The organism is Photorhabdus hainanensis, from assembly GCF_018448965.1.
Taxonomy (GTDB): domain Bacteria; phylum Pseudomonadota; class Gammaproteobacteria; order Enterobacterales; family Enterobacteriaceae; genus Photorhabdus; species Photorhabdus akhurstii.
In genome coordinates this window covers 90,481-115,029 of sequence record NZ_RCWD01000011.1, presented here as the reverse complement: position 1 = coordinate 115,029, position 24,549 = coordinate 90,481, and the positions used below count along the sequence as shown (strand labels likewise).

At 42.6% G+C, this 24,549-nt stretch carries 20 protein-coding genes and 2 pseudogenes; 10 read left to right on the top strand and 12 right to left on the bottom strand.

Annotation, left to right across the window (positions count from 1 at the left end; translation table 11 throughout):
* Window positions 1-6 precede the first annotated feature (6 nt).
* The 6 genes and pseudogenes from EAE92_RS09240 to EAE92_RS09215 form a co-directional block, all read right to left on the bottom strand.
* Window positions 7-1,170, bottom strand: coding sequence for a mannitol-1-phosphate 5-dehydrogenase (locus EAE92_RS09240; protein ID WP_214067868.1), 1,164 nt, complete (start codon window positions 1,168-1,170; stop codon window positions 7-9).
* Window positions 1,167-3,140, bottom strand: a complete 1,974-nt coding sequence (locus EAE92_RS09235) for a PTS mannitol transporter subunit IICBA (RefSeq protein WP_214067867.1) — start codon at window positions 3,138-3,140, stop codon at window positions 1,167-1,169. Before EAE92_RS09235 ends, EAE92_RS09240 begins: the two co-directional genes overlap by 4 nt.
* A gap of 371 nt (window positions 3,141-3,511) precedes the next feature.
* Window positions 3,512-3,658 (bottom strand): annotated as a pseudogene (locus EAE92_RS09230) (type II toxin-antitoxin system death-on-curing family toxin); the annotation flags it as partial.
* Window positions 3,655-3,876: a type II toxin-antitoxin system Phd/YefM family antitoxin gene (locus EAE92_RS09225; RefSeq protein ID WP_036780625.1), complete on the bottom strand. Its 222-nt coding sequence runs from the start codon at window positions 3,874-3,876 to the stop codon at window positions 3,655-3,657. The gene EAE92_RS09225 and the pseudogene EAE92_RS09230, both read right to left, overlap by 4 nt.
* A gap of 232 nt (window positions 3,877-4,108) precedes the next feature.
* Window positions 4,109-4,351 carry a type II toxin-antitoxin system ParD family antitoxin gene (locus EAE92_RS09220; RefSeq protein WP_011146500.1) on the bottom strand — a complete coding sequence of 81 codons (243 nt, stop codon included), beginning with the start codon at window positions 4,349-4,351 and terminating at the stop codon, window positions 4,109-4,111.
* 147 nt (window positions 4,352-4,498) lie between these two features.
* A complete protein-coding gene (locus EAE92_RS09215; protein ID WP_214067866.1) occupies window positions 4,499-4,939 on the bottom strand; it encodes a cupin domain-containing protein in 441 nt (146 codons plus the stop codon).
* 281 nt (window positions 4,940-5,220) lie between these two features.
* Here EAE92_RS09215 and EAE92_RS09210 point away from each other — a divergent pair, with 281 nt between their 5' ends.
* Entirely contained in the window at window positions 5,221-5,802 is a 582-nt protein-coding gene (locus tag EAE92_RS09210; protein ID WP_036806181.1) for a beta-class carbonic anhydrase, read from the top strand.
* Window positions 5,803-5,977: 175 nt separating this feature from the next.
* On the opposite strand, the gene EAE92_RS09205 is transcribed toward EAE92_RS09210, so the two are convergent.
* The 4 genes from EAE92_RS09205 to EAE92_RS09190 all read right to left on the bottom strand — a co-directional run bounded on the left by EAE92_RS09205 (window position 5,978) and on the right by EAE92_RS09190 (window position 11,271).
* Window positions 5,978-7,579, bottom strand: a complete 1,602-nt coding sequence (locus tag EAE92_RS09205; protein ID WP_214067865.1) for an APC family permease — start codon at window positions 7,577-7,579, stop codon at window positions 5,978-5,980.
* 60 nt (window positions 7,580-7,639) lie between these two features.
* Entirely contained in the window at window positions 7,640-9,223 is a 1,584-nt protein-coding gene (locus tag EAE92_RS09200) for an aldehyde dehydrogenase (NADP(+)) (protein ID WP_214067864.1), read from the bottom strand.
* A 42-nt stretch (window positions 9,224-9,265) separates the two neighbouring features.
* Window positions 9,266-10,186, bottom strand: coding sequence for a dihydrodipicolinate synthase family protein (locus tag EAE92_RS09195; RefSeq protein ID WP_214067863.1), 921 nt, complete (start codon window positions 10,184-10,186; stop codon window positions 9,266-9,268).
* A gap of 248 nt (window positions 10,187-10,434) precedes the next feature.
* Window positions 10,435-11,271 carry a helix-turn-helix domain-containing protein gene (locus EAE92_RS09190; protein WP_214067862.1) on the bottom strand — a complete coding sequence of 279 codons (837 nt, stop codon included), beginning with the start codon at window positions 11,269-11,271 and terminating at the stop codon, window positions 10,435-10,437.
* A 409-nt stretch (window positions 11,272-11,680) separates the two neighbouring features.
* On the opposite strand from EAE92_RS09190, the gene EAE92_RS09185 reads away from it, so the two are divergent.
* From EAE92_RS09185 to attM, 7 genes are all read left to right on the top strand, one after another.
* Window positions 11,681-12,631 (top strand): 4-hydroxyproline epimerase, encoded by a 951-nt coding sequence (locus EAE92_RS09185; protein WP_214067861.1) that lies wholly within the window; start codon window positions 11,681-11,683, stop codon window positions 12,629-12,631.
* Window positions 12,628-13,755: an NAD(P)/FAD-dependent oxidoreductase gene (locus EAE92_RS09180; RefSeq protein ID WP_214067860.1), complete on the top strand. Its 1,128-nt coding sequence runs from the start codon at window positions 12,628-12,630 to the stop codon at window positions 13,753-13,755. The genes EAE92_RS09185 and EAE92_RS09180 overlap by 4 nt, the downstream gene beginning before the upstream one ends.
* Window positions 13,752-14,006 carry a (2Fe-2S)-binding protein gene (locus EAE92_RS09175; RefSeq protein WP_214067859.1) on the top strand — a complete coding sequence of 85 codons (255 nt, stop codon included), beginning with the start codon at window positions 13,752-13,754 and terminating at the stop codon, window positions 14,004-14,006. Before EAE92_RS09180 ends, EAE92_RS09175 begins: the two co-directional genes overlap by 4 nt.
* Before the next feature lie 2 nt (window positions 14,007-14,008).
* Complete coding sequence (locus tag EAE92_RS09170; protein WP_214067858.1) at window positions 14,009-15,325, top strand: FAD-dependent oxidoreductase; 1,317 nt, start codon at window positions 14,009-14,011, stop codon at window positions 15,323-15,325.
* 96 nt (window positions 15,326-15,421) lie between these two features.
* Window positions 15,422-16,393: a P1 family peptidase gene (locus tag EAE92_RS09165; RefSeq protein ID WP_214067857.1), complete on the top strand. Its 972-nt coding sequence runs from the start codon at window positions 15,422-15,424 to the stop codon at window positions 16,391-16,393.
* Window positions 16,394-16,598: 205 nt separating this feature from the next.
* Window positions 16,599-17,327 (top strand): hypothetical protein, encoded by a 729-nt coding sequence (locus EAE92_RS09160; protein WP_214067856.1) that lies wholly within the window; start codon window positions 16,599-16,601, stop codon window positions 17,325-17,327.
* A 256-nt stretch (window positions 17,328-17,583) separates the two neighbouring features.
* Window positions 17,584-18,375, top strand: a complete 792-nt coding sequence (attM, locus tag EAE92_RS09155; RefSeq protein WP_200868752.1) for an AttM family quorum-quenching N-acyl homoserine lactonase — start codon at window positions 17,584-17,586, stop codon at window positions 18,373-18,375.
* A 114-nt stretch (window positions 18,376-18,489) separates the two neighbouring features.
* On the opposite strand, the gene EAE92_RS09150 is transcribed toward attM, so the two are convergent.
* Window positions 18,490-19,464: a class I SAM-dependent methyltransferase gene (locus EAE92_RS09150; RefSeq protein WP_246545104.1), complete on the bottom strand. Its 975-nt coding sequence runs from the start codon at window positions 19,462-19,464 to the stop codon at window positions 18,490-18,492.
* Between the two features lie 628 nt (window positions 19,465-20,092).
* Here EAE92_RS09150 and EAE92_RS09145 point away from each other — a divergent pair.
* Window positions 20,093-20,614, top strand: a pseudogene (locus tag EAE92_RS09145) (stiblene epoxidase); the annotation flags it as partial.
* 148 nt (window positions 20,615-20,762) lie between these two features.
* On the opposite strand, the gene EAE92_RS09140 reads toward EAE92_RS09145, so the two are convergent.
* Complete coding sequence (locus tag EAE92_RS09140) at window positions 20,763-22,466, bottom strand: glycoside hydrolase family 18 protein (protein ID WP_214067854.1); 1,704 nt, start codon at window positions 22,464-22,466, stop codon at window positions 20,763-20,765.
* Between the two features lie 402 nt (window positions 22,467-22,868).
* Here EAE92_RS09140 and stlA point away from each other — a divergent pair, with 402 nt between their 5' ends.
* Window positions 22,869-24,467: a phenylalanine ammonia-lyase StlA gene (gene stlA / locus EAE92_RS09135; RefSeq protein WP_214067853.1), complete on the top strand. Its 1,599-nt coding sequence runs from the start codon at window positions 22,869-22,871 to the stop codon at window positions 24,465-24,467.
* Window positions 24,468-24,549 lie beyond the last annotated feature (82 nt).

The following is a 24,549-nucleotide window of genomic DNA, read 5'->3' as shown; positions in this document are numbered from 1 at the left end:
CCGTGTTCACCGCATAAGTGCCCCTAAGCGCTGATATTCACTGCATATACGCTCAATAATAGGAAACTGAACATCCAGTCGGCAAATACGGAGAACTGCCTGTTTTATACCTTCCTCGTTAATTATCCTTCTCATTTCTACAGCCTGCGGATCAGAATCACTCCTGAAATGCAAAGCCGCAGCAATGCCTGTAATCAGGTTATCGTTCGCCAAATGATACGCCAGAGTCCCTAATAACGGCTTAATTAACCTGTCCTCCGGGCTGAGTTTACGTATCGGCTGACGCCCGACGCGTTCTACATCATCCTGTAAATAGGGGTTAGCAAAGCGATTCAGTATCTTTTCTATATATTGCTCATGGTTATCAGGGGAGAAACTGTAGCGCCTTATTAACACCCGACCACTTTCTTCCATTGCTCCTTTAACAATGGTACGAATCTGAGGATCATTGATTGCGGCACACATCGTCTTATGACCGAAGAGTTGTCCCAAATAAGCCGTGATGGCATGGCCAGTATTGAGGGTAAACAGTTTACGCTCCACAAACGCCATCAGGTTATCGGTCAGTTCCATGCCGTTGATAGCCGGGATTTCCCCTTTGAATTGTGTCTGGTCAACAATCCACTCACTGAATGTTTCAACGGTGACATCCAAAGGCTCATCGTTGGCGGCATCTGTTGGCGGCACAATTCTGTCTACGGCTGAATCAACAAAACCGATATGCCGTTGTACCCATTCATGATCTACCTGTGGAATAACTGCTAGTACATGCTGTTTCAACCGGCTGGTTCCGCGAACCATATTTTCACAGGCAATAATGTTCAGAGGTCGGTCATTGCCTGTTTCTTTGCGCAGCATGATGCCTTTTGCCAATGTTGTGGCGATCTTCTCCAATACCTGCGGGCCAACGGCGGTTGTCACCATGTCAGCCTGTACAATGTATTCCACTGTTTTCGGATCAGTGCTATTGATGGCATTTACTTGTCGCACGCTTTCAACGCGATGTTGTTCTTTGCCCACAATATGAACCTGATAGGACTGCTTATGTGCCAACTGGTCAACCAGCGGCTGATTAATATCAGCAAATGTCATATCTGAATTAGCATCAGCCAGAAGTTTACCGATAAAGCCTCGACCAATATTACCGGCGCCAAAATGAATCACTTTCATGATAAACCTCTCTGCTCAAGCCGCACTTTCCCTGATAAGATTTCCAGCACTTCCTGAACATTCTGCGTTTTGCTCAGGCGCTCAATCACGCCGTCTTCATCAAGCATGCGGGTAATGTGGGCAATGACTTCAATATGCTTATTGCTACGAGCCGCAATACCTATCACCAGACAAGCGATTTCATCAGGCTCTTCACCAAATTGAACACCGGCCGGATACTGGCAAATCACGATGCCTGTTTTAAGCACCCGGTCTTTCGCGTCAATCGTGCCGTGAGGAACGGCAATAGATTCCCCCAGATAGGTAGACGTTAGCTTTTCTCTTGCCAGCATCGCATCCACATAGTCCGGTTCGACATAACCACCTTCCACCATCTTGTTGCCAGCAAAACGGATCGCTTCTTCTTTGGTCTGTGCGGTCAGATTAAGGTAAATATGGCTCTCATTCAGTGTAAATAGCAGCTCCTCTTGGTTTTCTGGGTCATAATATTCATCATTGGCAGCAGCGATAGGCTGGCGCGCAATCCTGCCATCGTTTGCCGCATTCGGATGCTTTTCTGCTATCAGGCGGGTAACAAGGTCGCTGTATACCTGACTGTTCAGAAAATGGGTCAGTGAGATATGAATGGCGCCCGGCGCAAAGATTTTTGCCCTGTCTGTCAAATCTCGGTGCGTCACCACGATATCCACATCATCTTTCAGATCGTTTATCGCCATGTTGGTAACAGAAATGTCAGCCAATTCCGCATCATGCATTTTTTTCGCTAGTAAGCCCGCGCCCATAGCACTTGACCCCATACCTGCATCACAGGCAACCACAATTTTTTTCACGTGGGATAAATTTTTATTATGGCGGTCTGTCAGAGCGGCTTTCCTCTGTTTATTCGCCAAGTTAGGTGTTTTCATCTCACGTACACGCTGAGTGGCATGGCTCAAAGCGTCTTCATCACCGATACGGGTTCTCTTCAACAAAATGGCTGATACCAGAAATGAGACCAATGTTGCACTACACACTGAAAGAACTACACCAATAAGAGAAGATTTCGGCGTCATCAGCAGTACAGCAAAGATAGAGCCAGGAGATGTCGGAGAAATCAGTCCAGCATGGAATATCCCCATGACGAAAACTCCTGTCATGCCGCCAAGGATCAAGGCAATCAGCAAACGAGGGTTCATTAATACATACGGGAAGTAGATTTCATGAATACCACCAAGGAAATGAATGATGGCCGCACCGGAAGCAGTATGCTGGGCATTACCTCTGCCAAAGAACATGTAAGCCAGCAAAACACCTAACCCCGGCCCTGGATTTGCTTCAATCAGGAAGAAGATAGAGGCTCCCGTTTCAGTTGCCTGATGAATCCCTAGGGGAGAGAAAATACCGTGGTTGATTGCGTTGTTGAGGAACAGGATTTTTGCCGGTTCGACAACGATGGACGTCAGCGGCAGTAGATTATATGTGACTATCACATTCACGCCGGCAGCCAGAACTTTTGATATTTCAGCGATTAGAGGACCAATTGCCAGATAGGCAAGTATTGCAAGGAACATCCCGATAATGCCTGATGAAAAGTTATTCAGCAGCATTTCAAAACCGCTTTTAACTTTACCTTCCACCCGGCGGTCAAAATGACGGATAGCAAAACCTCCTAATGGGCCTGCGATCATAGCTCCCATAAACATAGGAATCTCCGCGCCGGCGATGACCCCAATGGTTGTGATAGCGCCAACGGTCCCACCGCGCTCGCCACCGACCAGGCGGCCTCCTGTATAGCCTATTAGCAAGGGGAGTAGATAGGTGATCATAGGGCCGACAAGTCGCGCCAGCGTTTCATTAGGGAACCAGCCAGTCGGGATGAATAGGGCGGAGATAAGCCCCCACGCAATAAAAGCACTTAGGTTGGGCATGACCATGTTACTGAGAAAGCGCCCAAAATTCTGTACCTTTAATTTGATATTTGATGTTACCATGACAAAACCTCGTGGTACGAGAAGATAAGGTTTGGTAGACGTTATCGCCAAATAACGCCTGTTGATTGTTGAACACCTTCACTTTATCACGCCTTTTTTCAGATGCGTACCGCGAGTTTTTTTGTGATTAATATCACCAAGTTCCTCTTCTTCGCCCCTTATTTATATCTCTCAGATCACATTTTACTCATGCAGAAAAATTAAATCGCTTAAATATTAAGCGATGAACAAAAATAACGTGAACTAAGTCACATTTTATTTAATAGGCATTTTTCTTAAATAGAGAATTAGATCACAAAATATCTTTATCCAAGACCAAAAGGAGAGGAGGGCAATGGTATTCAGTAAGTTGCGGCAGGTTACAAAAAGTAAGTAACACCTTCATAGTGAACCCAGTTCTGCACATGATAAATCAATGCCTGCGCTCTACCAGGATTTACTCTCCCGGCAACGCCAGGAAAACGTTGCAGGATGTGATCATGGAAGGCAATAACTTCTTGAGCACTCACCCAAATCATCGGTCAGTCAACGCTGCTACTGTATGACCATGACGTTGCATCATGGCATCAAACTCAGCATCCAGCTTTGCATTCTGATACACCTCGAATTCCGCTTTACTGATCACTACGGCAGCGCTGCCGTCCCGACGGGTGATTTCAACAGGTTCACCATTGACTGCGGTATCCAGCACCACAGAAATATTGGCTCTGGCCTGAGTTGAGGTATAGGTTTGCATGGTTATCTCCTTAGGTAGAAGTAGGTGTACACATGCAATGTACATATAAAAAACCTATCGTAATTATCGTAACACTAGAACAGGAAAGGGTGTCAAAAATCACCTAGTTCTATGTGAAGTTGTTTATCATCTAATATTATTTAACATAATATACATTATACGCACCAGTGTGCAGATAAGACCAATCTGGCGGGAATGTTGACACTGACCGCCAACTGGCTAATATCAGCAGTTATACATTTAAGTCCTTCGCTGCCATTACAAAAATATCATCCATGCTGTTTTTACTGACGGGGGAATTCAGGCCAGCCAACACCATTTCACGAACATTCTGAATACGCTGCTCGCGAGCCTCCATCAGGCGCAAAGCATCGCGGACAACTTCGGATGTGTTGCCATAACGACCAGATTGGATCATATCACCAACGAACCCGTTGAAGTGCTCACCAAGGGTAACACTAGTTACTCGTGCCATAAAATTCGTCTCTTCGTTTGATTGATTAAGGAGGCACGCCTGAATGGGGTCATACTTCCCTATCCACTTATTTGTTATCTGTGCCAACAGTTCTCAGGTTGTTAAAGGTCGTCTCAAGTGCACTCTCTGCGTGCCTGAGAGTGATTTTCACTCAATGGGTTTAGAAAGAGGGATATCTTTTTGTCCCGCGTAGAAGACCACGAGAGTAGCGCCCTCTTTGCCTGTGTAACCGCGATGAGTGCTGTCAACCATCTCCGGTACCACCTCTCCCGCCTTTATAAGACGTTTTTCGCCACTGGATTTTTTCTCTGCCGTTAACACCCCGTCCAGCACGTAAGCCACATTAGGTATCGGGTGCTCATGCCAGGCAAGACTGGTATTTGGAGCAATAGTAATTTTAAGAACTGAAAGCTGAGGAGTGCCTTTAGGGTATCCCTGATAATATACGCCATCCCAAGACTTTTCAGTCTCAAGCAATTTTTCAACTTTAATACCATCAGTATTGCCGCTATGCGCTTGAGTGAAAAACGGAGCAATGAGGAAAGCAAAAGATGTAAAAGCTGATAAAGTTCGAATAGATAGCCGCATATGGGATCCTTGTGCATAGTGCATAAATTGGGTAGGTAAGCTGTGGCGAACCATACCCCACCTTAGAATTTTTTTAAAGTACAACTCTCTCCACCGAAAACATCATTACATCACAATGTCTGTTGAAACACTTAAGATTTACTTGACCAGTACAAAGGATACGAGTATATATTTTTCATAAAATTTTTTTATATATCTGTATTTTCAGCCTCATATTCATTTATCTAGATGGATACCCTAGCTTTATTAAAAAGTTAATTTTCTATATGAAGGGAGGAAGGATGAGCAGTGTTATCAGAGAAATAAGTGACGCTAATATTGCATATGCAGAAACTTTTGGCGATAAAAAAAACCTTGGTTTGCCTGCTGTCAGACGATTTGCCATATTGACGTGTATGGATGCCAGGTTAGATCCAGCAAAATTTGCAGGTTTATCTGAAGGTGACGCTCATATTATTCGTAATGCAGGCGGAAGAGCCAGTGATGACGCCATTCGTTCACTTATCATTTCCTATAAACTTTTTGGCACAAAAGAGTGGTTTGTCATTCACCATACTAATTGTGGGATGGAGCTTTTTACAGACAATATCATGGGCGATCTACTAGAAAGCAGCCTGGAAAGCGCGATAATGACGGAAGAGGGATTTAAAGATGTCGGCAACGGTACAGGATCGTCTGAGGGGAAATATATCAAATGGCTTACCATTAGCAATCAAGTTGATAGCGTAGTTGAAGATATTCATCGTATTCGTACCCACCCTCTTGTCCCCGCAAATATCTCCATCTATGGGTACATATATGATGTGAGGTCAGGAAAATTAATTGAGGTTCCTGAAGCAACAAGCATTGCAGAAGGTGCTTGATTTATGATGGAAAAGGCTATTGAAACCCAAAATCCAATAAGACTGACAAAAGCCTAAGAATACAAAAAATTAGCTCACTGTTTTTAACAACTCAGTGAGCTTTAATAGAACCATCTGTCAGTTCCAGAGCCAACCTTAAACATTAATCCCCTGCTCTGCCCTTTATCCGTCAGCACTAATCTTCATCCTCGGTTGGTAAAATAGCATTGGGTAAAGCACTAAAAGTTCCCCAATAAAAGGCAATTAAAGAGATCACTGCCACTGCAACGATATCCCAGGGTGCCGGAATAATACCTTTACCGCCAAATGTGCCTAAATAAGATAGAATGATCATGGCACTGTAAAAACCGATCAGCCACAAGGAGGAAGTTATCTGTTGGCGCAGGCTCACTTTGCCTATAAGAACTTTATTTTTAAATAACAAGTAGATAAAAAACAAGACAATTTGTAATCCGAGCAACCAAGAAACGGTTTTCCAACCAGACCAGTAAACAATGAAAGCCGAAATAATAAAAGAAAGCGGGCCAATGATCGCAAACCATTTAACATAAAAAGGACGTTTTATCTGTTTAGCATTACGGCGTAAGGCCGAAGCGGTTACTGGCGCTAATGCGTAGCTCAGAATTAACGCCGCAGAAACGACACTGATAAGTTTTTCCCATGAAGGAAAAGGCAACGTCCAGAAAACAGAAAGAATAAATGTCAACCAGAGCGCCGGACGCGGTATCCCCGATTTTTCATCGACATGGGTAAACACATTAAATAACGTCCCACTTTTTGCCCAACCATAAACTACGCGGGGAGTGGCATTCATATAAATATTCCCGGTACCGCTTGGAGAGATCACCGCATCACATACCACCAAAAAAGCGAGCCACCCCACACCGAGGATTAAGGCTATATCACGAAACGGCAGTGAAAAATATTGTCCAATGTTATTCCAGCCACCAAGAAGTAAATCAGAGGGTATCCCGCCAAGGAAAGCTAACTGTAATAAAACATAAATAACCGTAGACAGTGAAATAGACAGAATGAGGGCAATAGGAATTGTTTTTTGGGGGTTTTCCACTTCACCAGCGACAGAAATAATGGGCGTTAAGCCAAGATAAGCAAAGATAATCCCACCCGCTGAAACCGCAGCTTCAACACCCGATATCCCAAAAGGAGAAAATCCGTGAACTTGCAGATTACTCGGGTTGAAATAATTAAACAGGACAATAATGACAAGCAGCGGAACGATAAACTTGAAAATACTAATAATATTGTTAGATTTCGCAAAGGTTTTCACGCTGTTGTAATTAAGATAAAAGAAAAACGCTAATAAAATAAATTGAACCAGCCAGCCGGTCAGAGTCGGATCACCAGAACCAGGCTGACTGAGAAATGGAAACCACGCCGCCGCATATTGTCGAGCCGCGACGACTTCGATGGCGATTAAGCTGGAAAATGCAATTAAGGTGATGGAACCCATTAAATACCCCATGAGTTCACCATGAGAAAACACCGGGTAACGGATAATGCCGCCTGATTTCGGCAGCGCCGCCCCCAGTTCGCAATAAACAATGCCGAGTAAGAGCACGGCGATACCGCCAATCACCCAAGAAAAAATTCCTGCTGGTCCCGCAATAACAGACACATGACTGGCCGCAAATAACCAGCCAGAGCCAAAAATAGCCCCTAATCCAATAAAGGTTAAATCCGTGAGTGTTAACTGTTTCTTAAATTTACCCTGCCCTGAACCGGATTTTGGCAGCGAAGAAGCTTCGTATAGCGCCATAATTATTCGCCCTTTTCTGTTTCTTATTTGATATACGTCAACGTGGAGTAACTGCGCGTTTTACAATACTTCCCGGCTCATCACCCCATTGATTAATCGAGAAATATTTAACGGATTATGGTCTTGCAGCGCAGGCGGAAGTAAAGATTTGGGATAGTTTTGGAAACATACCGGGCGCAGAAAACGCCAGATGGCCAGTGTGCCAACGGAAGTCCCTCTCACATCAGAAGTCGCTGGATAAGGCCCGCCATGAACCACGGCATCACATACTTCAACGCCTGTCGGATAGCCGTTGACAACCACCCTGCCCGCGATGCTCTGTAATCGTCGACTAAGTTCATGTGCATTTGCTAATTCATCGTGCTCACCAATCAAGGTAGCGGTAAGCTGCCCCTGCAAACAGTCAATTGCGTGTAAAAGCTGATATTGGCTTTCGACTTCAATCACAATAGCAACCGGACCAAAAACCTCCTCTTGTAACAGGGCTTTTTTATTCAACAACAAAGCAATATCTGCGCGATACAGCATTGCACTTGCCTGATTTTCATGATGTTCGCCAATGGCTAACCGTGTCATTAAGGGTTCATCGTCCAGTTGATGAATACCTTTTTGATAGTTGATCAACGTGCCTTGGTTTAGCATTGACTGTGCCGGACGAAGCGTGATTTCCTGCGTCAAGTGAGTAATAAATTGATCAAATTCTGGTGAACGAATACCTAAGATTATTCCTGGCTTGGTACAAAACTGACCGCTACCTAATGTGAATGAATTCACCAACTCTTGGGCGATCTGCTTTCCCCGCTGTGCTAAGGCGTTTAGCAGCACAATGACCGGGTTAATACTCGACATTTCAGCAAAAACCGGAATAGGTTGTGGTCGCTGCGCAGCCATATCGAACAGCGCACGTCCACCAGCGAGTGAACCGGTAAAACCAACGGCCTGAATAATGGGATGTTTGACTAGATCTGCCCCCACGCTATTGCCATAAATCATATTGAATACACCTGCGGGCATTTGTGTGGCGATAATAGCGCGTTCAATGGCTTCTGCGATGATTTCGGCGGTAGCCATATGGCCGCTATGCGCTTTGAAAACAACGGTACAACCCGCAGCTAATGCTGACGCCGTGTCACCACCAGCGGTTGAAAAAGCCAAAGGGAAATTACTGGCGCCGAAAACCGCAACAGGGCCTAGAGGAATATGGCACTGGCGAATATCAACTCTGGGAAGCGGTTTTCTCTCAGGTTGCGCAGTATCAATACGGGCAGCATGAATATCACCACGGCGTAACAGCGTGGCAAACAGCCTCATTTGTCCGCTCGTTCTCGACCGTTCGCCTTGAAGTCGGGCGGGAGGCAAAGCCGTTTCTTCTGATATAAGAGCAATGAAATCATCACCGAGAGCATCAATTTCATCGGCAATTCTAGCTAAAAAAACAGAACGTTCTTCTAACGATGTTTGGCTATAACGTGTAAATGCATCGGCTGCCGCTTGAGCGGCGAGATCGACCTCATGTCGTGTAGCTTGATAAAACGCATAACCGATTGGTGAGTTATCCACCGCTCGCCGGCTGTGCAAACAGCGTTCTCCCTCTGCTTGCCTGCGACCACCAATAAACTGCATACCTGAATGTGTTACCAACATAGCGATTCCTCCCAGGGTATCAGAAAACGGTTACAGCCCAATTCAGAGACCTACATCGGGCAGTGAAGGACGATTAGCGAGGGCTTTTTCTACAATGGCGCGTACTTCTGCCAATGTCTCCCCTTCGAGTGGTAAACGCGGCGGGCGGGTAATGGCGCTACCACGACCAACCATTTCTTCACACAACTTGATGCATTGCACCAAATCAGAGCGAAAATCCAAATGCAACAGCGGCATAAACCAGCGATATAATTCCCGAGCTTCTTCATAACGTTTCTGTTTAGCCAGACGAAATAAAGTCTCTCCTTCCCGAGGAAAAGCATTCGACATACCTGAAATCCAACCTTCCGCACCGACTGCGACTGACTCCAAAACGACGTCATCCAAACCGGCAAAAAGAATAAAGCGATCGCCTGTTTCATTGGGAATATCACTAAAAGGACGGGTATTGCCTGATGAATCTTTAAATGCAACGATATTTTCGCAATCGACCAGAGACATCAGCATTTTCGGCGTAATATCATTTTTATACAGCAGAGGGTTGTTATATAGCATGACGGGTAAATCGGTAGAGGCAGCAATTGTACGGAAATACGCCCTGTTTTCTTTCGGTGTTGGGGTATAAACCAGAGGTGGCATGATCATCACCCCATTAGCCCCTGCCTGACGGCATTCAGAGACCATTTTGCAAGCATTATCGGTTGTCAATTCTGCGATACCCGAAAGAACGGGAACTTGCCCACCAGCGACATCTACTGCAAGTTCAACAATAGCACGCTTCTCCTGCATAGACAGAGAGGTGTTTTCCCCTACAGAACCATTGACGACTAAACCGGAAACCCCATCTTTAATCAGGTTCGTCATTACCTTCTGTGTGGCGTCCAAATTAATGGAAAAATCGGGGTTAAATTGTGTCGTCACTGCCGGAAAAACACCATGCCAACTAACCTTTCTTTTGCTCATAGCCTTATCCTTTGATTGTCACGGATTTATTTACTTGATATTTAAAACGTAAATTGTTTTTATTTTGTTAATAAAATGTGGATCATTGGTTTTGATGGAATGATGACTATTTCGCATCAGAGAAGCTTGTCACTTTTCGCAGTGAACAATGACGAAATCAGCATAATAGGAATGGCAAACTTTAAAGCTGAGAGACTTTGATGGAGTCGATAATTCCTAAAGAATAGAAGTATTAGTAAAACAGCAAATTACTCCAGCCCTATTGACTGACGAAAATCACTGGGAGTAAGCCCAGTTGACGCCTTAAATTGCCGAGTAAAGGCACTGTGATCCGTATAACCACATTGCAAGGCAACATCTGTGATAGGTAATGCTGTAGCCAACAATTCCGACGCTTTTTCAATTCTAATTTTGTGGATCATTTGCCGAGGCGTCAGGTGAAAGATGCGTTTACAGTAACGTTCCAATTGAGCAACCGAGAGACGTGTTAAATGAGTTAGCTCTTCGAGGCGAATTGTTCGATTAAAATTTTCACGAATATAATCATCAACGATAGCCAACCTTTGGTACACAGGGTGATTTTCCTTAACTTCCATCAAATCATGAGAAATTCCTGCCATACCAATAACTTGATTATGTTGATTATACAATGGCAATTTATACGTCATGCACCAACCCGCTTTGCGTCCATGATAGAAGTGAAGCTCCAGTTGGTTTTGGATAATTATCCCCTGATGTAACACACGCAAATCCTGTTCGGTATAACAACTGCCCATTTGGGCAGGAAAGATTTCGGAAGAGGTTTTACCGAGTAGCGAAGAGATCGACTTAAATCCGCAGCGTGTGGCTAGCGTAAGGTTCGCAATGAGATAACGCGCTTTGATATCTTTGATAAAGAAAACTACGCTGGGGATCGCATTTAACAACGGTGTAATTAAGGCAACCGCATTGAGAATATCTTGCAGGTTATTGGGTTTGTGATTAACTAATCCACTACAAAGCGCCGATAAAAACTCAACATTACAAGCATCATGACCATTTGTGCCAATGCCGTTTTTTTCATTGTTCTGGTATATATTCATCATCGATATCTCCAGTCTATGACCATTAAAATGGGATTTTTGACTCATGTTTAGTTATTTACCTTGATTAAAAAGATAAATATCAGATTCAAAGTATTAGCAATATTCAAAAGAACTATTTTATATTCATGTGATAATTGTCATTGTCACAGAAAGTCATTCCAACCACTCTTATTTACCTATTTGATTTTATAGATTAATTTATAAATTTCTCGGGTAAAAACAAAAACAACACTCATCAGGTTTATTTATAATTTTTCATTTTATTACCTTTACTCTATTGAAATGTCTCTATGATATTCAGTGACTTTTTCATTGTGCTGATTTCAGCATATTGCAGTATGAAATTCATCAAGCGACAAATGAAATAGTACGCCACCATTGATTAAAAATACGTTAATCGGGTGGCTTTATGGCGGATAAACATGAGTATCAGATTGTTCGTGTCATTGATTCACACACGGGTGGAGAACCTACCCGCACGGTAATCGAAGGATTTCCATCTCTTGGCAAAGGAAGCGTTGCCAAACAGCGTCAACGCTTTGAAGCCGAATTTGATCACTGGCGCAAGGCTCTCATTCTTGAACCAAAAGGGAATGATATGTTGGTAGGCGCGCTTTTATGTCCGTCTACTGTACCTGACGCCGATATGGGGGTGATCTTCTTTAATAACGCAGGATATTTAGGCATGTGCGGCCACGGCACTATGGGCCTTATCGCTTCGCTCTATCATCTGGGCTGGTTGAACCCTAGCAAATATAAAATTGAGACCCCTGTTGGGATTGTAGAGGCAGTGCTCCATAAGGATGGAACAGTGTCTGTTTATAATGTTCCCTCTTATCGTTATCAGCAAAATGTCACCGTGAACGTGCCTGGCGTGGGTGATGTTAATGGAGATATTGCCTGGGGCGGAAATTGGTTTTTTCTGATCGGTCAGCACAACATGTCTCTAACCCCCCACCATATCGATGAACTCACGCAATACAGTTGGGCCGTTAGGCAGGCACTGGAACAAGCGGGGATAACCGGTGAAAACGGTGAATGTATCGACCATATTGAATTGTTCGCTCCTGATAACGATACAGATAGTCGTAATTTTGTGTTATGTCCGGGGAAAGCCTATGACCGTTCACCGTGCGGCACTGGAACAAGTGCTAAATTAGCCTGCCTGGCGGCGGATGGAAAATTGCAGCCGGGTGAGATTTGGCGCCAATCCAGCATTATCGGAAGTGTTTTTGAAGCCCAATATCAGTGGGTTGGTCAGAAAATCGCCCCAGTGATCCGGGGAACAGCGCATGTTTACGGTGATAACAAGTTAATCATTGCCAAGAGCGATCCTTTTGTCTGGGGAATCAATGTATGACCCCCTCCCAAATATCAGATGTCATTATCGTTGGTGCTGGCATCGTTGGAGCCGCGTGTGCTTATCAGTTGGTACAGGATGGTTTGAGAGTCGCTGTAATTGATGATGGTGGTAAAGGGGCAACACAGGCAGGGATGGGGCATCTTGTGTGTATGGATGATAATCCTGCGGAACTGGCGCTGAGTAGTTACTCATTAGATATATGGCGAACATTCACCTCACATATGCCAGAAAATTGTGCATGGCGTAGATGCGGCACACTTTGGCTGGCGGATGCAGAGGACGAAATGGAACTGGCTGAGGAAAAAAGCGTACGCCTTGCCTCCTATGGAATTGAGAATACGCCAATGACAGCGACACAAATTCATCAAGTGGAACCGATGGTGAGAAGTGGGATTGCTGGTGGTTTGTGTGTTCCTGAGGATGGAATTGTCTATGCACCGAATGTCGTACATTGGTTTCTTGCTAGCTGTAATGAAAAGATTTGGTCTATTAAAGGACAGGTGCATACCTTAGAGCCTCAAACCGTTGTGCTACGTGATGGAAAGAAATATTGTGCGCCGAGGATATTGCTAGCAAATGGGCTGTGGAGTACACATCTGTTACCTGAATTACCGATTGTTCCTAAAAAAGGGCAATTGGCGATTACAGATCGTTACCCCACCAGCATCACCCATCAACTGGTGGAATTAGGGTATAGCGCCAGTACACATACCTCGGATGATACGTCAATCGCTTTCAACGTTCAGGCCCGCCCTACCGGTCAGCTTTTAATTGGCTCTTCACGTCAGTTCCATAACGAACAACACACTATTGATCTCGCCCTACTCCGTTCTATGCTCCAGCGCACACTTCATTTTTTACCTCAGCTTGGTCAGATGAATATTTTACGTTGTTGGTCCGGCTTTCGTGCCGCGACTCCAGATGGCTTGCCGCTATTGGGACAACATCCTGATTACGAATGGCTATGGCTAGCTGTAGGCCATGAGGGATTAGGTGTTACCACCGCACCGGGCAGCGCCAAAATCATCTCTGCATTGATGCTGAATAAAAAAACGGAGATTGATCCACTGCCTTACCAACCTACCCGTTTTACTGCCATGACTCGTCAGAGGTTGCCATGACACTCAAAAAAACACCATTCACTGCTCTGTTTATTGATGGCGAACTGATCACGGTTCCTGCGGGGATTACTGTTGCGGCGGCGCTAGCTTATACCGGTGATGAACATTGTCGTATATCTGTGTCACATCAACTGAGAGTGCCTTTTTGTGGTATGGGGATCTGCCAAGAATGCCGCTTGATGATTAATGGTCGCCGTCATGTAGCATGTCAGACAGTTTGTGAGATGGGTATGAAAGTCGAGAGGATCTGAACATGGCAACATCATCTTCTTCTACGGTATTGCGCTGTGATGTACTGGTTGTTGGCGCAGGGCCGGCGGGATTGGCTACCGCACAAGCTGCGATACAAGGACAACAATCCGTTATCCTGATTGATGACAATCCCAGAGCAGGCGGACAAATTTGGCGTCAAGGGCCGTTTCATACATTACCACCGATGGCGAAACATTATTTATCGGTACTATCAGAAGATGCATTAATCTATTTATCGGATTGTAAAGTGGTCGCAATAGACAGCCAATGTGTGATTGTTGAAATGGCAGGTAGACACCGAATGGTTCATTACCAACGCATCATACTTTGTACCGGCGCCAAAGAAAAATTACTTCCCTTCCCCGGATGGACATTACCGGGTGTCACCGGTGCAGGCGGATTACAGGCGCTGATAAAAAGTGGTCTCCCTATGACAGGTGAGCGTGTTGTTATTGCCGGCAGCGGTCCCCTGTTACTTTCGGTTGCGGAGACAGTAAAAAAAGCGGGAGGGAACGTGGTTGGTATCATTGAACAAGCGCCTTTACACCGCCTATTTTCGTTTAGCTTGCGACTACTACTCTGGCCAGACAAGTTGTATCAAGCCATTTCTCTCATACCACTTAAAAATTATTACCAAAACAGTATGGTGTTAGGAGTAGAAACCTCGGTAGAAGGCAGATTGACAGGAGTGTATATCAGCAATAAAGGGCAAAAACGGAAATTATCCTGTACGCGTTTAGCATGCGGTTTTGGTTTAAGACCAAATACAGAATTGGCGCAATTGCTTGGTTGCTTGCTGGATGAACAAGGAAACATTCAAGTAGATGCGTGGCGACAGACGACTATACCTGGTGTATATGCAGCGGGAGAATGTACAGGTATCGGCGGCAGTGAACTGGCACTTTGTGAAGGATTTATCGCCGGGTTTGCAGCGAGTGGTAAATACGCACTGGCTGAAAAATGGCGGCGGAAACGAATAAAATGGCAACATTTTGCCACAGCGGTAGCACAAACGTTTAAATTAAACAAAGAGATCACACAAGCGCTTCCCCTCGATACCTTGATCTGTCGTTGTGAAGATGTGAGTTTAAACGAACTCGAACCATTTCAGGATTGGAACAGTGCAAAAATGGCGACGCGGTGCGGCATGGGAGCTTGTCAGGGAAAAATCTGTTCTGCCATTCTCCACGATATCAAACATTGGGCAATACCATCCCCTCGCATTCCACTATCGCCAGTTAGTCTTGAAACGCTGGCAGCCGAGATATCCCTTCAAGAAGGAGACACTGCAAGAGACAGGGAAGACAATTCCCACTAAAAATCACAGCTTGTTTGGTCTCCTTTGCTATGATTCACATCGAAAATCATTAAAACCCTTAATGAGTTATTTTAGAGATTTAAGGTGTGAACATTTATGCATAAGACAAATGGAACCATTTTGGATGTACCGGGAGTTAAGGTTGGGCATGCTGAAGATGAGTTGCAACAAACTGGTTGTAGCATCATTATTTTTGACAACGGAGCTGTTTGTGGCGTTGATGTCAGAGGCTCTGCCCCGGGAACAAGGGAAACCGAGCTTTTAGATCCCATTAATACTGTTCAGAAAGCCAACGCGGTAGTGCTAAGTGGAGGTAGTGCTTTTGGATTAGACTCCGCCTCTGGCGTAATGCGCTATCTTGAAGAAAGGAAAAAAGGTTTTGATGTTGGTGTCACTGTCGTACCTATCGTTCCTGCCGCAATAATTTTTGATCTAAACTTTGGCGATCCGGCTGTTCGCCCTGACGCTAAAATGGGCTATCTTGCCGCGCAAAACGCTTCTGTAACCCCTTTTCCATCGGGAAATACTGGCGCAGGCGCCGGGGCCACTATAGGTAAAATGGCCGGTTTTGACAAAGCCATGAAAGGCGGCCTTGGCACCGCATCGGTTAAATTACCTGGGGGGCTGACAATTGGCGCAATGGTTGTTGTGAATGCTGTCGGGGAAATCAGAGACCCTAAAAATGGTAAAACCATTGCCGGTGCATGTGATAAAAACGGTCATCTTATCGATCTCATGCCCTACATTATAAAAAATAATAAAGATAATAATTTCATTCAGGGAGTAAATACGACTATTGGCATAATTTGTTGTAACGCCAACATGAACAAAAGCCAGATGAAAAAAGTCGCCCAGATGGCTCATGATGGTTTGGCGAGAACGATATACCCTGTTCATACCATGAGTGACGGAGATACTATTTTTGCAGCGGCAACAGGTGGTGTGGACTCATCGGTAAATACGGTTGGTATTCTCGCGGCTGAGGTCATGGCTGCTGCGGTTCTAGATGCCGTAAAATCAGCTAAATCAAAATTTGGTGTTAGAGGTTATGCCGATTTAGCAGATTAAAAAACACGGGGTTATGGTTACATTAGAAATTAACCTGGCTCCAGTGACGCGCCGAACGCCACCGGCGCTAATGGAAGCGAACGATACCTCAATCAGTAAATTGACGTTATTATCACCAAATTGGACTAATTCATAAACTACTGCTATAAAAATTAGTGTGGCTTGATATAACTTTTTTTTATTATAAACGGTTGAGGTATAAGATATGAAATATGCAATGTTGACATTAAGGCGAGATCTAGAGTCGCTAAGTTACAAAAAAAAGGTCAATCCATTCTTGTGGGAACAAGATAAAGATGTTGTTCATGAAAATCTTTCCAATCAGTTTCCTAACAACCAAAGGCGTAAAAATTATCTTAATGATCTAACCGAGTATTGCTGGTTAGTTTATCGTAAAGCCCTTTCAGCAAGTGGACCGATGCTAATTGGTCGAGTTAGCGATGTTCAGCAGGATAGATTGCTTAAGCCACTCGGACTCGGCCGAGAAAAAAGTGAGAATTCATGGAACCCAAACGCCCAGGGGAATATTTTAATGGTAGATAAATGGACCGATGTGATAAATGATTGTTGGGTACTTGGTGGTATCCATAGACACGCAGATTTTCATCTAATGTCGGCCGAAGCCCCGTCTAATTTATGGAATCATGAACAGGGCTACCATATCGTCACCGCGAGAGAGATATTAGGTCTTCTCAATTTTGGGTATAAACGTGAAAAACATGGGAAGCAAGTGATTTATAGATGTAAACATCCTTCTTCTGCCGATAGAGCAAGCCTTCTCCCCTATAGGATCTTAATGAAAAAAGCGATGGGCCAAGGACCTTCTTCAATTACAAAGCTTATTTCTGAACAAGTGACCGGCTTTAACGAGGAAATTAGAACATTCGATTATTCCAACTTAAACCCCCTTAAAAATAACATTGAAGCACGATGAAATTCATAATCTATAACGTCTTATCACCCTTTTCGCGAATGAGTTAAAAGGGTGATTACGATCTATGAATTATTCTGAATCACTTTTAACCTACATAAGGTAATTTCTTCTAATCCCCCCAAAGGTTATCCCCACAGACCTCCTCATACAGAACTTGATGTTGATAAAATCAGCTCAACGCAAAGGATGACATATGCTAACATCCTCCACGATCCGGCCTTACCTACATGAATAATCCAATCAAAAGGTTAACATTATGTCAGATATTCGCCTGTATATGCTGCAAACCGGAACCATCAAATGTAAAGTTCACTACATCAAGATGAATCAAGGCAACGGAGCCGATTATGAAATTCCGATTCCATTTTTCTTACTCACTCATCCTAACGGTCATACGCTAATTGACGGCGGCAATGCAGTTGAAGCCGCAACTGACCCCAAAGGCTACTGGGGAAATATCACTAAAGCCTACTGGCCGGTGATGCGTGAAGATGAAGGTTGTGTCGCTCAAGTTAAAAAATTGGGTATCGATCCCGCAGATATCCGCTATGTGGTGCAATCCCATCTTCATCTCGATCACACCGGCGCAATAGGACGCTTCCCTAACGCGACACATATCGTACAGCGGCGTGAATATGAATACGCCTACACACCTGACTGGTTTTCCGCTGGCGGCTATATCCGCAAGGATTTTGACCGGCCAGGTCTGAAATGGGAATTTCTCGATGGGGAACGCAATGACATGTTTGATGTTTATGGAGATGGCACGTTAAAAACAGTATTTACACCGGGGCATTCACCAGGACATCAATCACTACTAGTCACCCTGCCGAACAGTGGCAGCTTGCTGCTGACGATTGATGCCGCTTATACCCTCGATCACTGGGAAGAACGTGCATTGCCGGGGTTTCTCACCTCTACCACTGAAACCGTACGTTCGGTGCAAAAACTACGGCATCTAGCCAAACGCACGAATGCAATTGTGGTAACAGGGCACGATCCAGATGCCTGGCCAACATTCCGTAAGGCGCCGGAATATTACGATTAACTCGAATTCATCAATACAAAATATAGCCAGAAACTAGAAAGCGGGCGTTTCTGGCTTGGTACTCATTTTACGAAAGTTTAATTTACCATCCGAGAATAACCGCTATTCCTCCCCTTACCCTCTCATTAGCCAATCATTGACAAAAGACCGGGCATTTTCAGATTTAAACCCAATTGAAGATATGCCGGTTGGCTTCCACAAAAGCTCGATAACACGCACTTTCTGGTTATAATCAAGGGTATTAAACAGTTGACTTAACTGTTCATCTAAAAGTAAATCTTGATATTGAAGAAAACATTCATCATTGAATTGATCGCAACATCCAGCAAAAAGCTTACTGCTGTTTTCACGATTTAACCCACAACATCTCACATGCTTAAAGCCAGATTTATAATAAAAATCGCATATCTCATCATATCTATATGCGTTGACGACAGGATTCAAAAACGCATCCACATTAACAGCAATCTGATCAACACTATCGTCTAAATGATTAGCTGTACTATCGCCATATTGATTCCGACTTAAGTTTTCGCATAGTTTATTCATTAAATCAGTATGTAAAAAATATTCTTCTACATGAATTTGTTTTGCAAAAATCTGTAAAAGTTCTCGCTGCCTTAATCGTTCATATTCTCCTATGGCATTGTATAGCCAAATAAGCGCGATACCCTCTTCATTTAATGAACGTGAAGCTGCTAAAAAACCCGCTTGTGGACACTCCATATGATGAATAACACCGGTAGAAACAACAACATCAAATTGATTATCTCGTGTTAGCTTCTCAATCGTATTATTTTCTAACGTGACGTTATCCAATCGATGGTAAGATATCAGCTTATCGGCTACCTCTAATGCTTTATCCGTCATATCAACGCCCACAAATTGGGTATCGGGATACATACTTGCCAGCCCTACCAAACGATGCCCCGTTCCACACCCTAAATCGAGCACATACTTTCCCGTTAAATAACCCGGCTTAAATATAAGCCCTACAACCATAGCCATATCATAAATAAGATTATCCCCAACGGCAGAACTAGGATATGGATATCGGTTATACATGGCTTTGACATCCTGATCACTCATATCTATTTCTCCGAACAAAATGATAAATCAGTGGTACTAGCTCATGATGATCAATAATCATTAGTATAATGGTCACCCCCATCAAATTCATGGCAACGAGTAATCAAAACATATCACAATGAAAAAAATATCTTAAACTCAATTAGAATGAAAATAATTTCATATTAATCATAAAATTCTCATAAAAATAATACATCTACTATTTTATTAATAATCACTTTGAATAGTTGAAGTTCGTAACAATAAAAACAAGATTAATATTAATCATTCTACATGTTGTATTTATATGCAAAAAAAATTCCAAACAAAATTCACACTCACATCACGATTTAATATTAATTTTATGAAAAAAAAGAAACTGTAAACACAAAACCACAAACTCACTTCTGTAACTTAATCATTTAATTAAAAATTTTTAGAAAAAAACAATATAGATTTTTTATCAACTATTTTTATGAAAAAAACAGATTACCTTGCTCTATTTCTAGATAAGGTATATTTTTATTTTAAATATTACAACAAAAATCATGGCTATGATTAGACAATATCAGATAGATATAGTCTCACCTGATCTAGCCAGAATCTATCGTACCTACAACTGGAGAAAATATTATGCACGTTGGTATAAATGGATGATTTTATAGTTTGGGTTTACGTAGCAGCAAAAAATAGTTTTCCCAACAATATCACCGATCTTTCCTCTGAAGCCCTCTGCGATCTGGTCTTATCCCGTATGGTTTCATGGGACTCAAATTTGCATACTTTAATTAAGCATAGTGATATCGAAAACGTATCTCCGATACATTTACGCAGCATGCCTCATCTTCCACCCTGGAAATCCAGCACTGTCACACTACTTGGTGATGCTATTCATAACATGACGCCAACGACAGGCTCAGGAGCGAACACAGCGCTGCGAGACGCTCTTTTACTCACACAGAAGCTTGCCAGTGTAGCGTCCGGTCAAGAAGAGTTAATCAAGGCAATTTCAGATTATGAGCAACAAATGCGCGCATATGCTAATGAGATCGTTGGAATTTCACTGCGCAGCGCTCAGAACGCTGTAATACATTTTTCAATACCGCCATTAAAACAACGGCATTTGAGCATAAGAAGAAATACATCTCAAGGTTATCAGCACCGACGTTAATATTCCGAGTAAATTGTCATACCTGAGCTAATTCCATATCATTACGCTAGATATACTGATTACAACAATAAGAACGAGGTGAAGATAAAAAAGAACTAAAAAGGAACCGCCACCAGTATATATTATACTGGTGGCTTAGTTTAATTAATTACGCAATTTTTACCCAAGGATAAGTATCAGATGTTCCTCCGCCATCCGGCACGGTACCTCTATTCCACCATTTAGCTTCCCAATTTTGATTGTTCCAACTCACTCTATCGCCAGCCTGATATGCCTTATTTGCATCCCAGACAGGGTAATCGCTCCCTGTATCTGGATTAACGGGATCAACCGGTTCAACATTAATACCTTTGAAATAGAATGGCGCCATCTCTATTTTCTTCGTGATTAACTCACAACCAAGACCTTCTCTGGCCGCATTGACCAATAAACCACGATCTTGATCCGCGGTCCATGTAAATATTCCCCCCAGATTCTTTTCTAACACATATTGTGCTTTAGCTTTGACGGAGCGAGGAGTATCAAGAGAAATAAACAACTTGCTCTCCTTATTATAGAGATAATCAGCATCTGCTATTTCATCGGTATACAAGTCAAAATTATTTCTCCCTCTTTTTTCTTCCAAATCTAAATAATTATATATCGTGTCGTACCATTCTGTTGTCCCTGATTCAAATGAACCGGTTGTTGTAATCTTCGGATCTTTTTTCGGAACATAGCCTGGATCATAACTGCCGGATAATGGAGAATAACTATCAATAACCGTATTTCTGCCATTTCGCGAATAGCCGGTGTAGCCAATATTGATTGCAGATGCAGGCACACCAAGGCTCAATAAATATTCAACCGCCTTTTCCACACTATTCTCACCGCTAGGATAATCACGGAGATTCGTGTGATGTAACAATCTTTCAGCCCACGGAGTACCAAAGAAATCATAAGTCATAACATTAATACCATATAGTCCAACTTGCAGTAATTCAGGTATTTTTGATTTTTCCATTTTCTCTGGCACCGCCGAACAAGCGATACTTATTTTTATATCTGAACGCCCCGCTTCTTTAAAAGCAGCAGTTAAGTCTTTAATTAAACTAACATAATAATCGCCATCATCTGGCGCATACATGTTACCTTCATTTCCAGCAACGCCAGGATACTCCCAATCAATATCAATTTCGGTAAACATAGGGAAACGCTGAAATATATCAACTAGACTCGAACAGAAATAGGATTTTAGTGTTTCGTCTCTGACCATATTATAAAAACCATTACTCATGGTCCAACCACCAACACTAAATGACATAATAAGATCATGGCCTTGAGCTTTTGCAGCTTGTTGAACTTTAGCCAATCCACCTAATACGCCCATACTTTTAGATTGATCAAAATCCCTTGGCATTTGGATATCTTGCCAACCAGAATAAGTACAATTCTGATAAGATTGGCAATCTCCCCAGGCATCTGTGAATGTTACTTCTCCATTATTGGTGCGGGCAAATAATGGCGCTTGCTCTTTAATTTGCTGCTCTTTTTCACCCTCATCACCTAATATTCCACAGAAACCAATAACTAGTTTATCATAAGCAAAAGGATTATCTAAAAGGTGCTGTAAATCTATTCCTCTACCTCGACGAATAGGATCTTGATTTCCTTGTAATCTACCGTCATATTGCGACCAATCTGTATAATAACCAAAAACTTTAGGTTTATTTCGTGTGTCATATTTATTGTAGACTGGTAATGCGGTTCTTCCCGATGTGTAACTGAAATTTATTGTTTCAGTTGATGGATTGAAATTATCTATCTTATAAGACTGTTCACTAAGAGAATCTGTCTGGATTATTTTTGACATAAATCACCTCGACTAGATATCAATTTATTTTTCGATGAACACTCCAATTACTTTACTTACGTGGTAACATAATTACATTCTAGTTTGTATTCTTAGGAAAACAAATAATTGCTATTTGTTTTATCGTTAATGGTCAACTCAAATTTATGTCAATGGAATTTATATTAACGAGCATTTATTATCAGATATCAAAAACAAATAATTGCAAATTGTAAATATATTAATTGTCATTATTACAATTATCTAACTCAATTAAATTTGTAAATTAATTTTTACGAACCATCTATTTTAATTTTATTTTAAATTGACTTTTTCTTATATTTTATATTTATACTGATTTGTATCCTTAGGGGTGTTTGTTTCTTTGAAATATTATTACCATACTTATATATGGAGATTAAAATGAAAGCTAAAGATGTTCAGCCAACCATTATTATTAATAAAAATGGCCTTATCTCTTTGGAAGATATCTATGACATTGCGATAAAACAAAAAAAAGTAGAGATATCAGCGGAGATCACTGAGCTTTTGACGCATGGTCGTGAAAAATTGGAGGAAAAATTAAATTCAGGAGAAGTTATATATGGCATCAATACAGGGTTTGGGGGGAATGCCAATTTAGTTGTGCCATTTGAGAAGATCTCTGAGCATCAGAAAAATCTGCTCACTTTTCTTTCTGCTGGTACCGGGGACTATATGTCCAAACCTTGTATTAAAGCGTCACAATTTACTATGTTGCTTTCTGTTTGCAAAGGTTGGTCTGCAACCAGAGCAATTGTCGCTCAAGCAATTGTTGATCATATTAATCATGACATTGTTCCTCTGGTTCCTCGCTATGGCTCAGTGGGCGCAAGCGGTGATTTAATTCCTTTATCTTATATTGCACGCGCATTATGTGGTATCGGCAAAGTTTATTATATGGGCGCAGAAATTGATGCTGCGGAAGCAATTAAACGCGCAGGTTTGACGCCATTGTCGTTAGAAGCAAAAGAAGGGCTTGCTCTGATTAACGGTACACGAGTAATGTCAGGTATCAGTGCAATTACCGTCATTAAACTGGAAAAACTATTTAAAGCCTCAATTTCGGCTATCGCCCTTGCTGTCGAGGCATTACTTGCATCTCATGAACATTATGATGCCCGAATTCAACAAGTCAAAAATCACCCGGGTCAAAAAGCGGTGGCAAGTACATTGCGTAATTTATTGGCAGGTTCAACTCAGGTTAATTTATTAACTGGGATTAAAGAACAAGCCAATAAAGCTTGTCGTCATCAAGAAGTTACCCGGCTAAATGATACCTTACAGGAAGTTTATTCAATTCGTTGCGTACCACAGATATTAGGTATAGTGCCAGAATCTTTAGCTACCGCACGGAAAATATTGGAACGGGAAGTTATCTCAGCTAATGATAACCCATTGATAGATCCAGAAAATGGCGATGTTCTACACGGTGGGAATTTTATGGGACAATATGTCGCCCGGACAATGGATGCATTAAAACTGGACATTGCTTTAATTGCCAATCATCTTCATGCCATTGTGGCGCTTATGATGGATAACCGCTTCTCACGTGGATTACCTAATTCACTTAGTCCGACGCCAGGCATGTATCAAGGTTTTAAAGGCGTCCAACTTTCTCAAACCGCTTTAGTTGCTGCAATTCGCCATGATTGTGCCGCATCAGGCATTCATACCCTCGCCACAGAACAATACAATCAAGATATTGTTAGTTTGGGTCTGCATGCCGCTCAAGATGTTTTAGAGATGGAGCAGAAATTACGCAATATTGTTGCAATGACAATTCTGGTGGTTTGTCAGGCCATTCATCTACGTGGCAATATTAGTGAAATTGCGCCTGAAACCGCTAAATTTTACCATGCAGTACGCGAAATCAGCTCTCCTTTAATCACTGATCGAGCATTGGATGAAGATATAACCCGCATTGCGGATGCAATTATTAATGATCAACTTCCTCTGCCAGAAATCATGCTGGAAGAATAAAAAGAAAATCATTGAAATTTTTTCAATCATCTCTTGACTAAAAATACAGAACCCCATTTACTGCGGGAGAAACAGTACGAGT

What these genes read in the sequence shown, in the direction of transcription:
- EAE92_RS09240 (WP_214067868.1), bottom strand. Translation starts at nt 1,170, where the DNA reads ATGAAAGTGATTCATTTTGGCGCCGGTAATATTGGTCGAGGCTTTATC.
- EAE92_RS09235 (WP_214067867.1), bottom strand. Translation starts at nt 3,140, where the DNA reads ATGGTAACATCAAATATCAAATTAAAGGTACAGAATTTTGGGCGCTTT.
- EAE92_RS09225 (WP_036780625.1), bottom strand. Translation starts at nt 3,876, where the DNA reads ATGCAAACCTATACCTCAACTCAGGCCAGAGCCAATATTTCTGTGGTG.
- EAE92_RS09220 (WP_011146500.1), bottom strand. Translation starts at nt 4,351, where the DNA reads ATGGCACGAGTAACTAGTGTTACCCTTGGTGAGCACTTCAACGGGTTC.
- EAE92_RS09215 (WP_214067866.1), bottom strand. Translation starts at nt 4,939, where the DNA reads ATGCGGCTATCTATTCGAACTTTATCAGCTTTTACATCTTTTGCTTTC.
- EAE92_RS09210 (WP_036806181.1), top strand. Translation starts at nt 5,221, where the DNA reads ATGAGCAGTGTTATCAGAGAAATAAGTGACGCTAATATTGCATATGCA.
- EAE92_RS09205 (WP_214067865.1), bottom strand. Translation starts at nt 7,579, where the DNA reads ATGGCGCTATACGAAGCTTCTTCGCTGCCAAAATCCGGTTCAGGGCAG.
- EAE92_RS09200 (WP_214067864.1), bottom strand. Translation starts at nt 9,223, where the DNA reads ATGTTGGTAACACATTCAGGTATGCAGTTTATTGGTGGTCGCAGGCAA.
- EAE92_RS09195 (WP_214067863.1), bottom strand. Translation starts at nt 10,186, where the DNA reads ATGAGCAAAAGAAAGGTTAGTTGGCATGGTGTTTTTCCGGCAGTGACG.
- EAE92_RS09190 (WP_214067862.1), bottom strand. Translation starts at nt 11,271, where the DNA reads ATGATGAATATATACCAGAACAATGAAAAAAACGGCATTGGCACAAAT.
- EAE92_RS09185 (WP_214067861.1), top strand. Translation starts at nt 11,681, where the DNA reads ATGGCGGATAAACATGAGTATCAGATTGTTCGTGTCATTGATTCACAC.
- EAE92_RS09180 (WP_214067860.1), top strand. Translation starts at nt 12,628, where the DNA reads ATGACCCCCTCCCAAATATCAGATGTCATTATCGTTGGTGCTGGCATC.
- EAE92_RS09175 (WP_214067859.1), top strand. Translation starts at nt 13,752, where the DNA reads ATGACACTCAAAAAAACACCATTCACTGCTCTGTTTATTGATGGCGAA.
- EAE92_RS09170 (WP_214067858.1), top strand. Translation starts at nt 14,009, where the DNA reads ATGGCAACATCATCTTCTTCTACGGTATTGCGCTGTGATGTACTGGTT.
- EAE92_RS09165 (WP_214067857.1), top strand. Translation starts at nt 15,422, where the DNA reads ATGCATAAGACAAATGGAACCATTTTGGATGTACCGGGAGTTAAGGTT.
- EAE92_RS09160 (WP_214067856.1), top strand. Translation starts at nt 16,599, where the DNA reads ATGAAATATGCAATGTTGACATTAAGGCGAGATCTAGAGTCGCTAAGT.
- attM (WP_200868752.1), top strand. Translation starts at nt 17,584, where the DNA reads ATGTCAGATATTCGCCTGTATATGCTGCAAACCGGAACCATCAAATGT.
- EAE92_RS09150 (WP_246545104.1), bottom strand. Translation starts at nt 19,464, where the DNA reads ATGAGTGATCAGGATGTCAAAGCCATGTATAACCGATATCCATATCCT.
- EAE92_RS09140 (WP_214067854.1), bottom strand. Translation starts at nt 22,466, where the DNA reads ATGTCAAAAATAATCCAGACAGATTCTCTTAGTGAACAGTCTTATAAG.
- stlA (WP_214067853.1), top strand. Translation starts at nt 22,869, where the DNA reads ATGAAAGCTAAAGATGTTCAGCCAACCATTATTATTAATAAAAATGGC.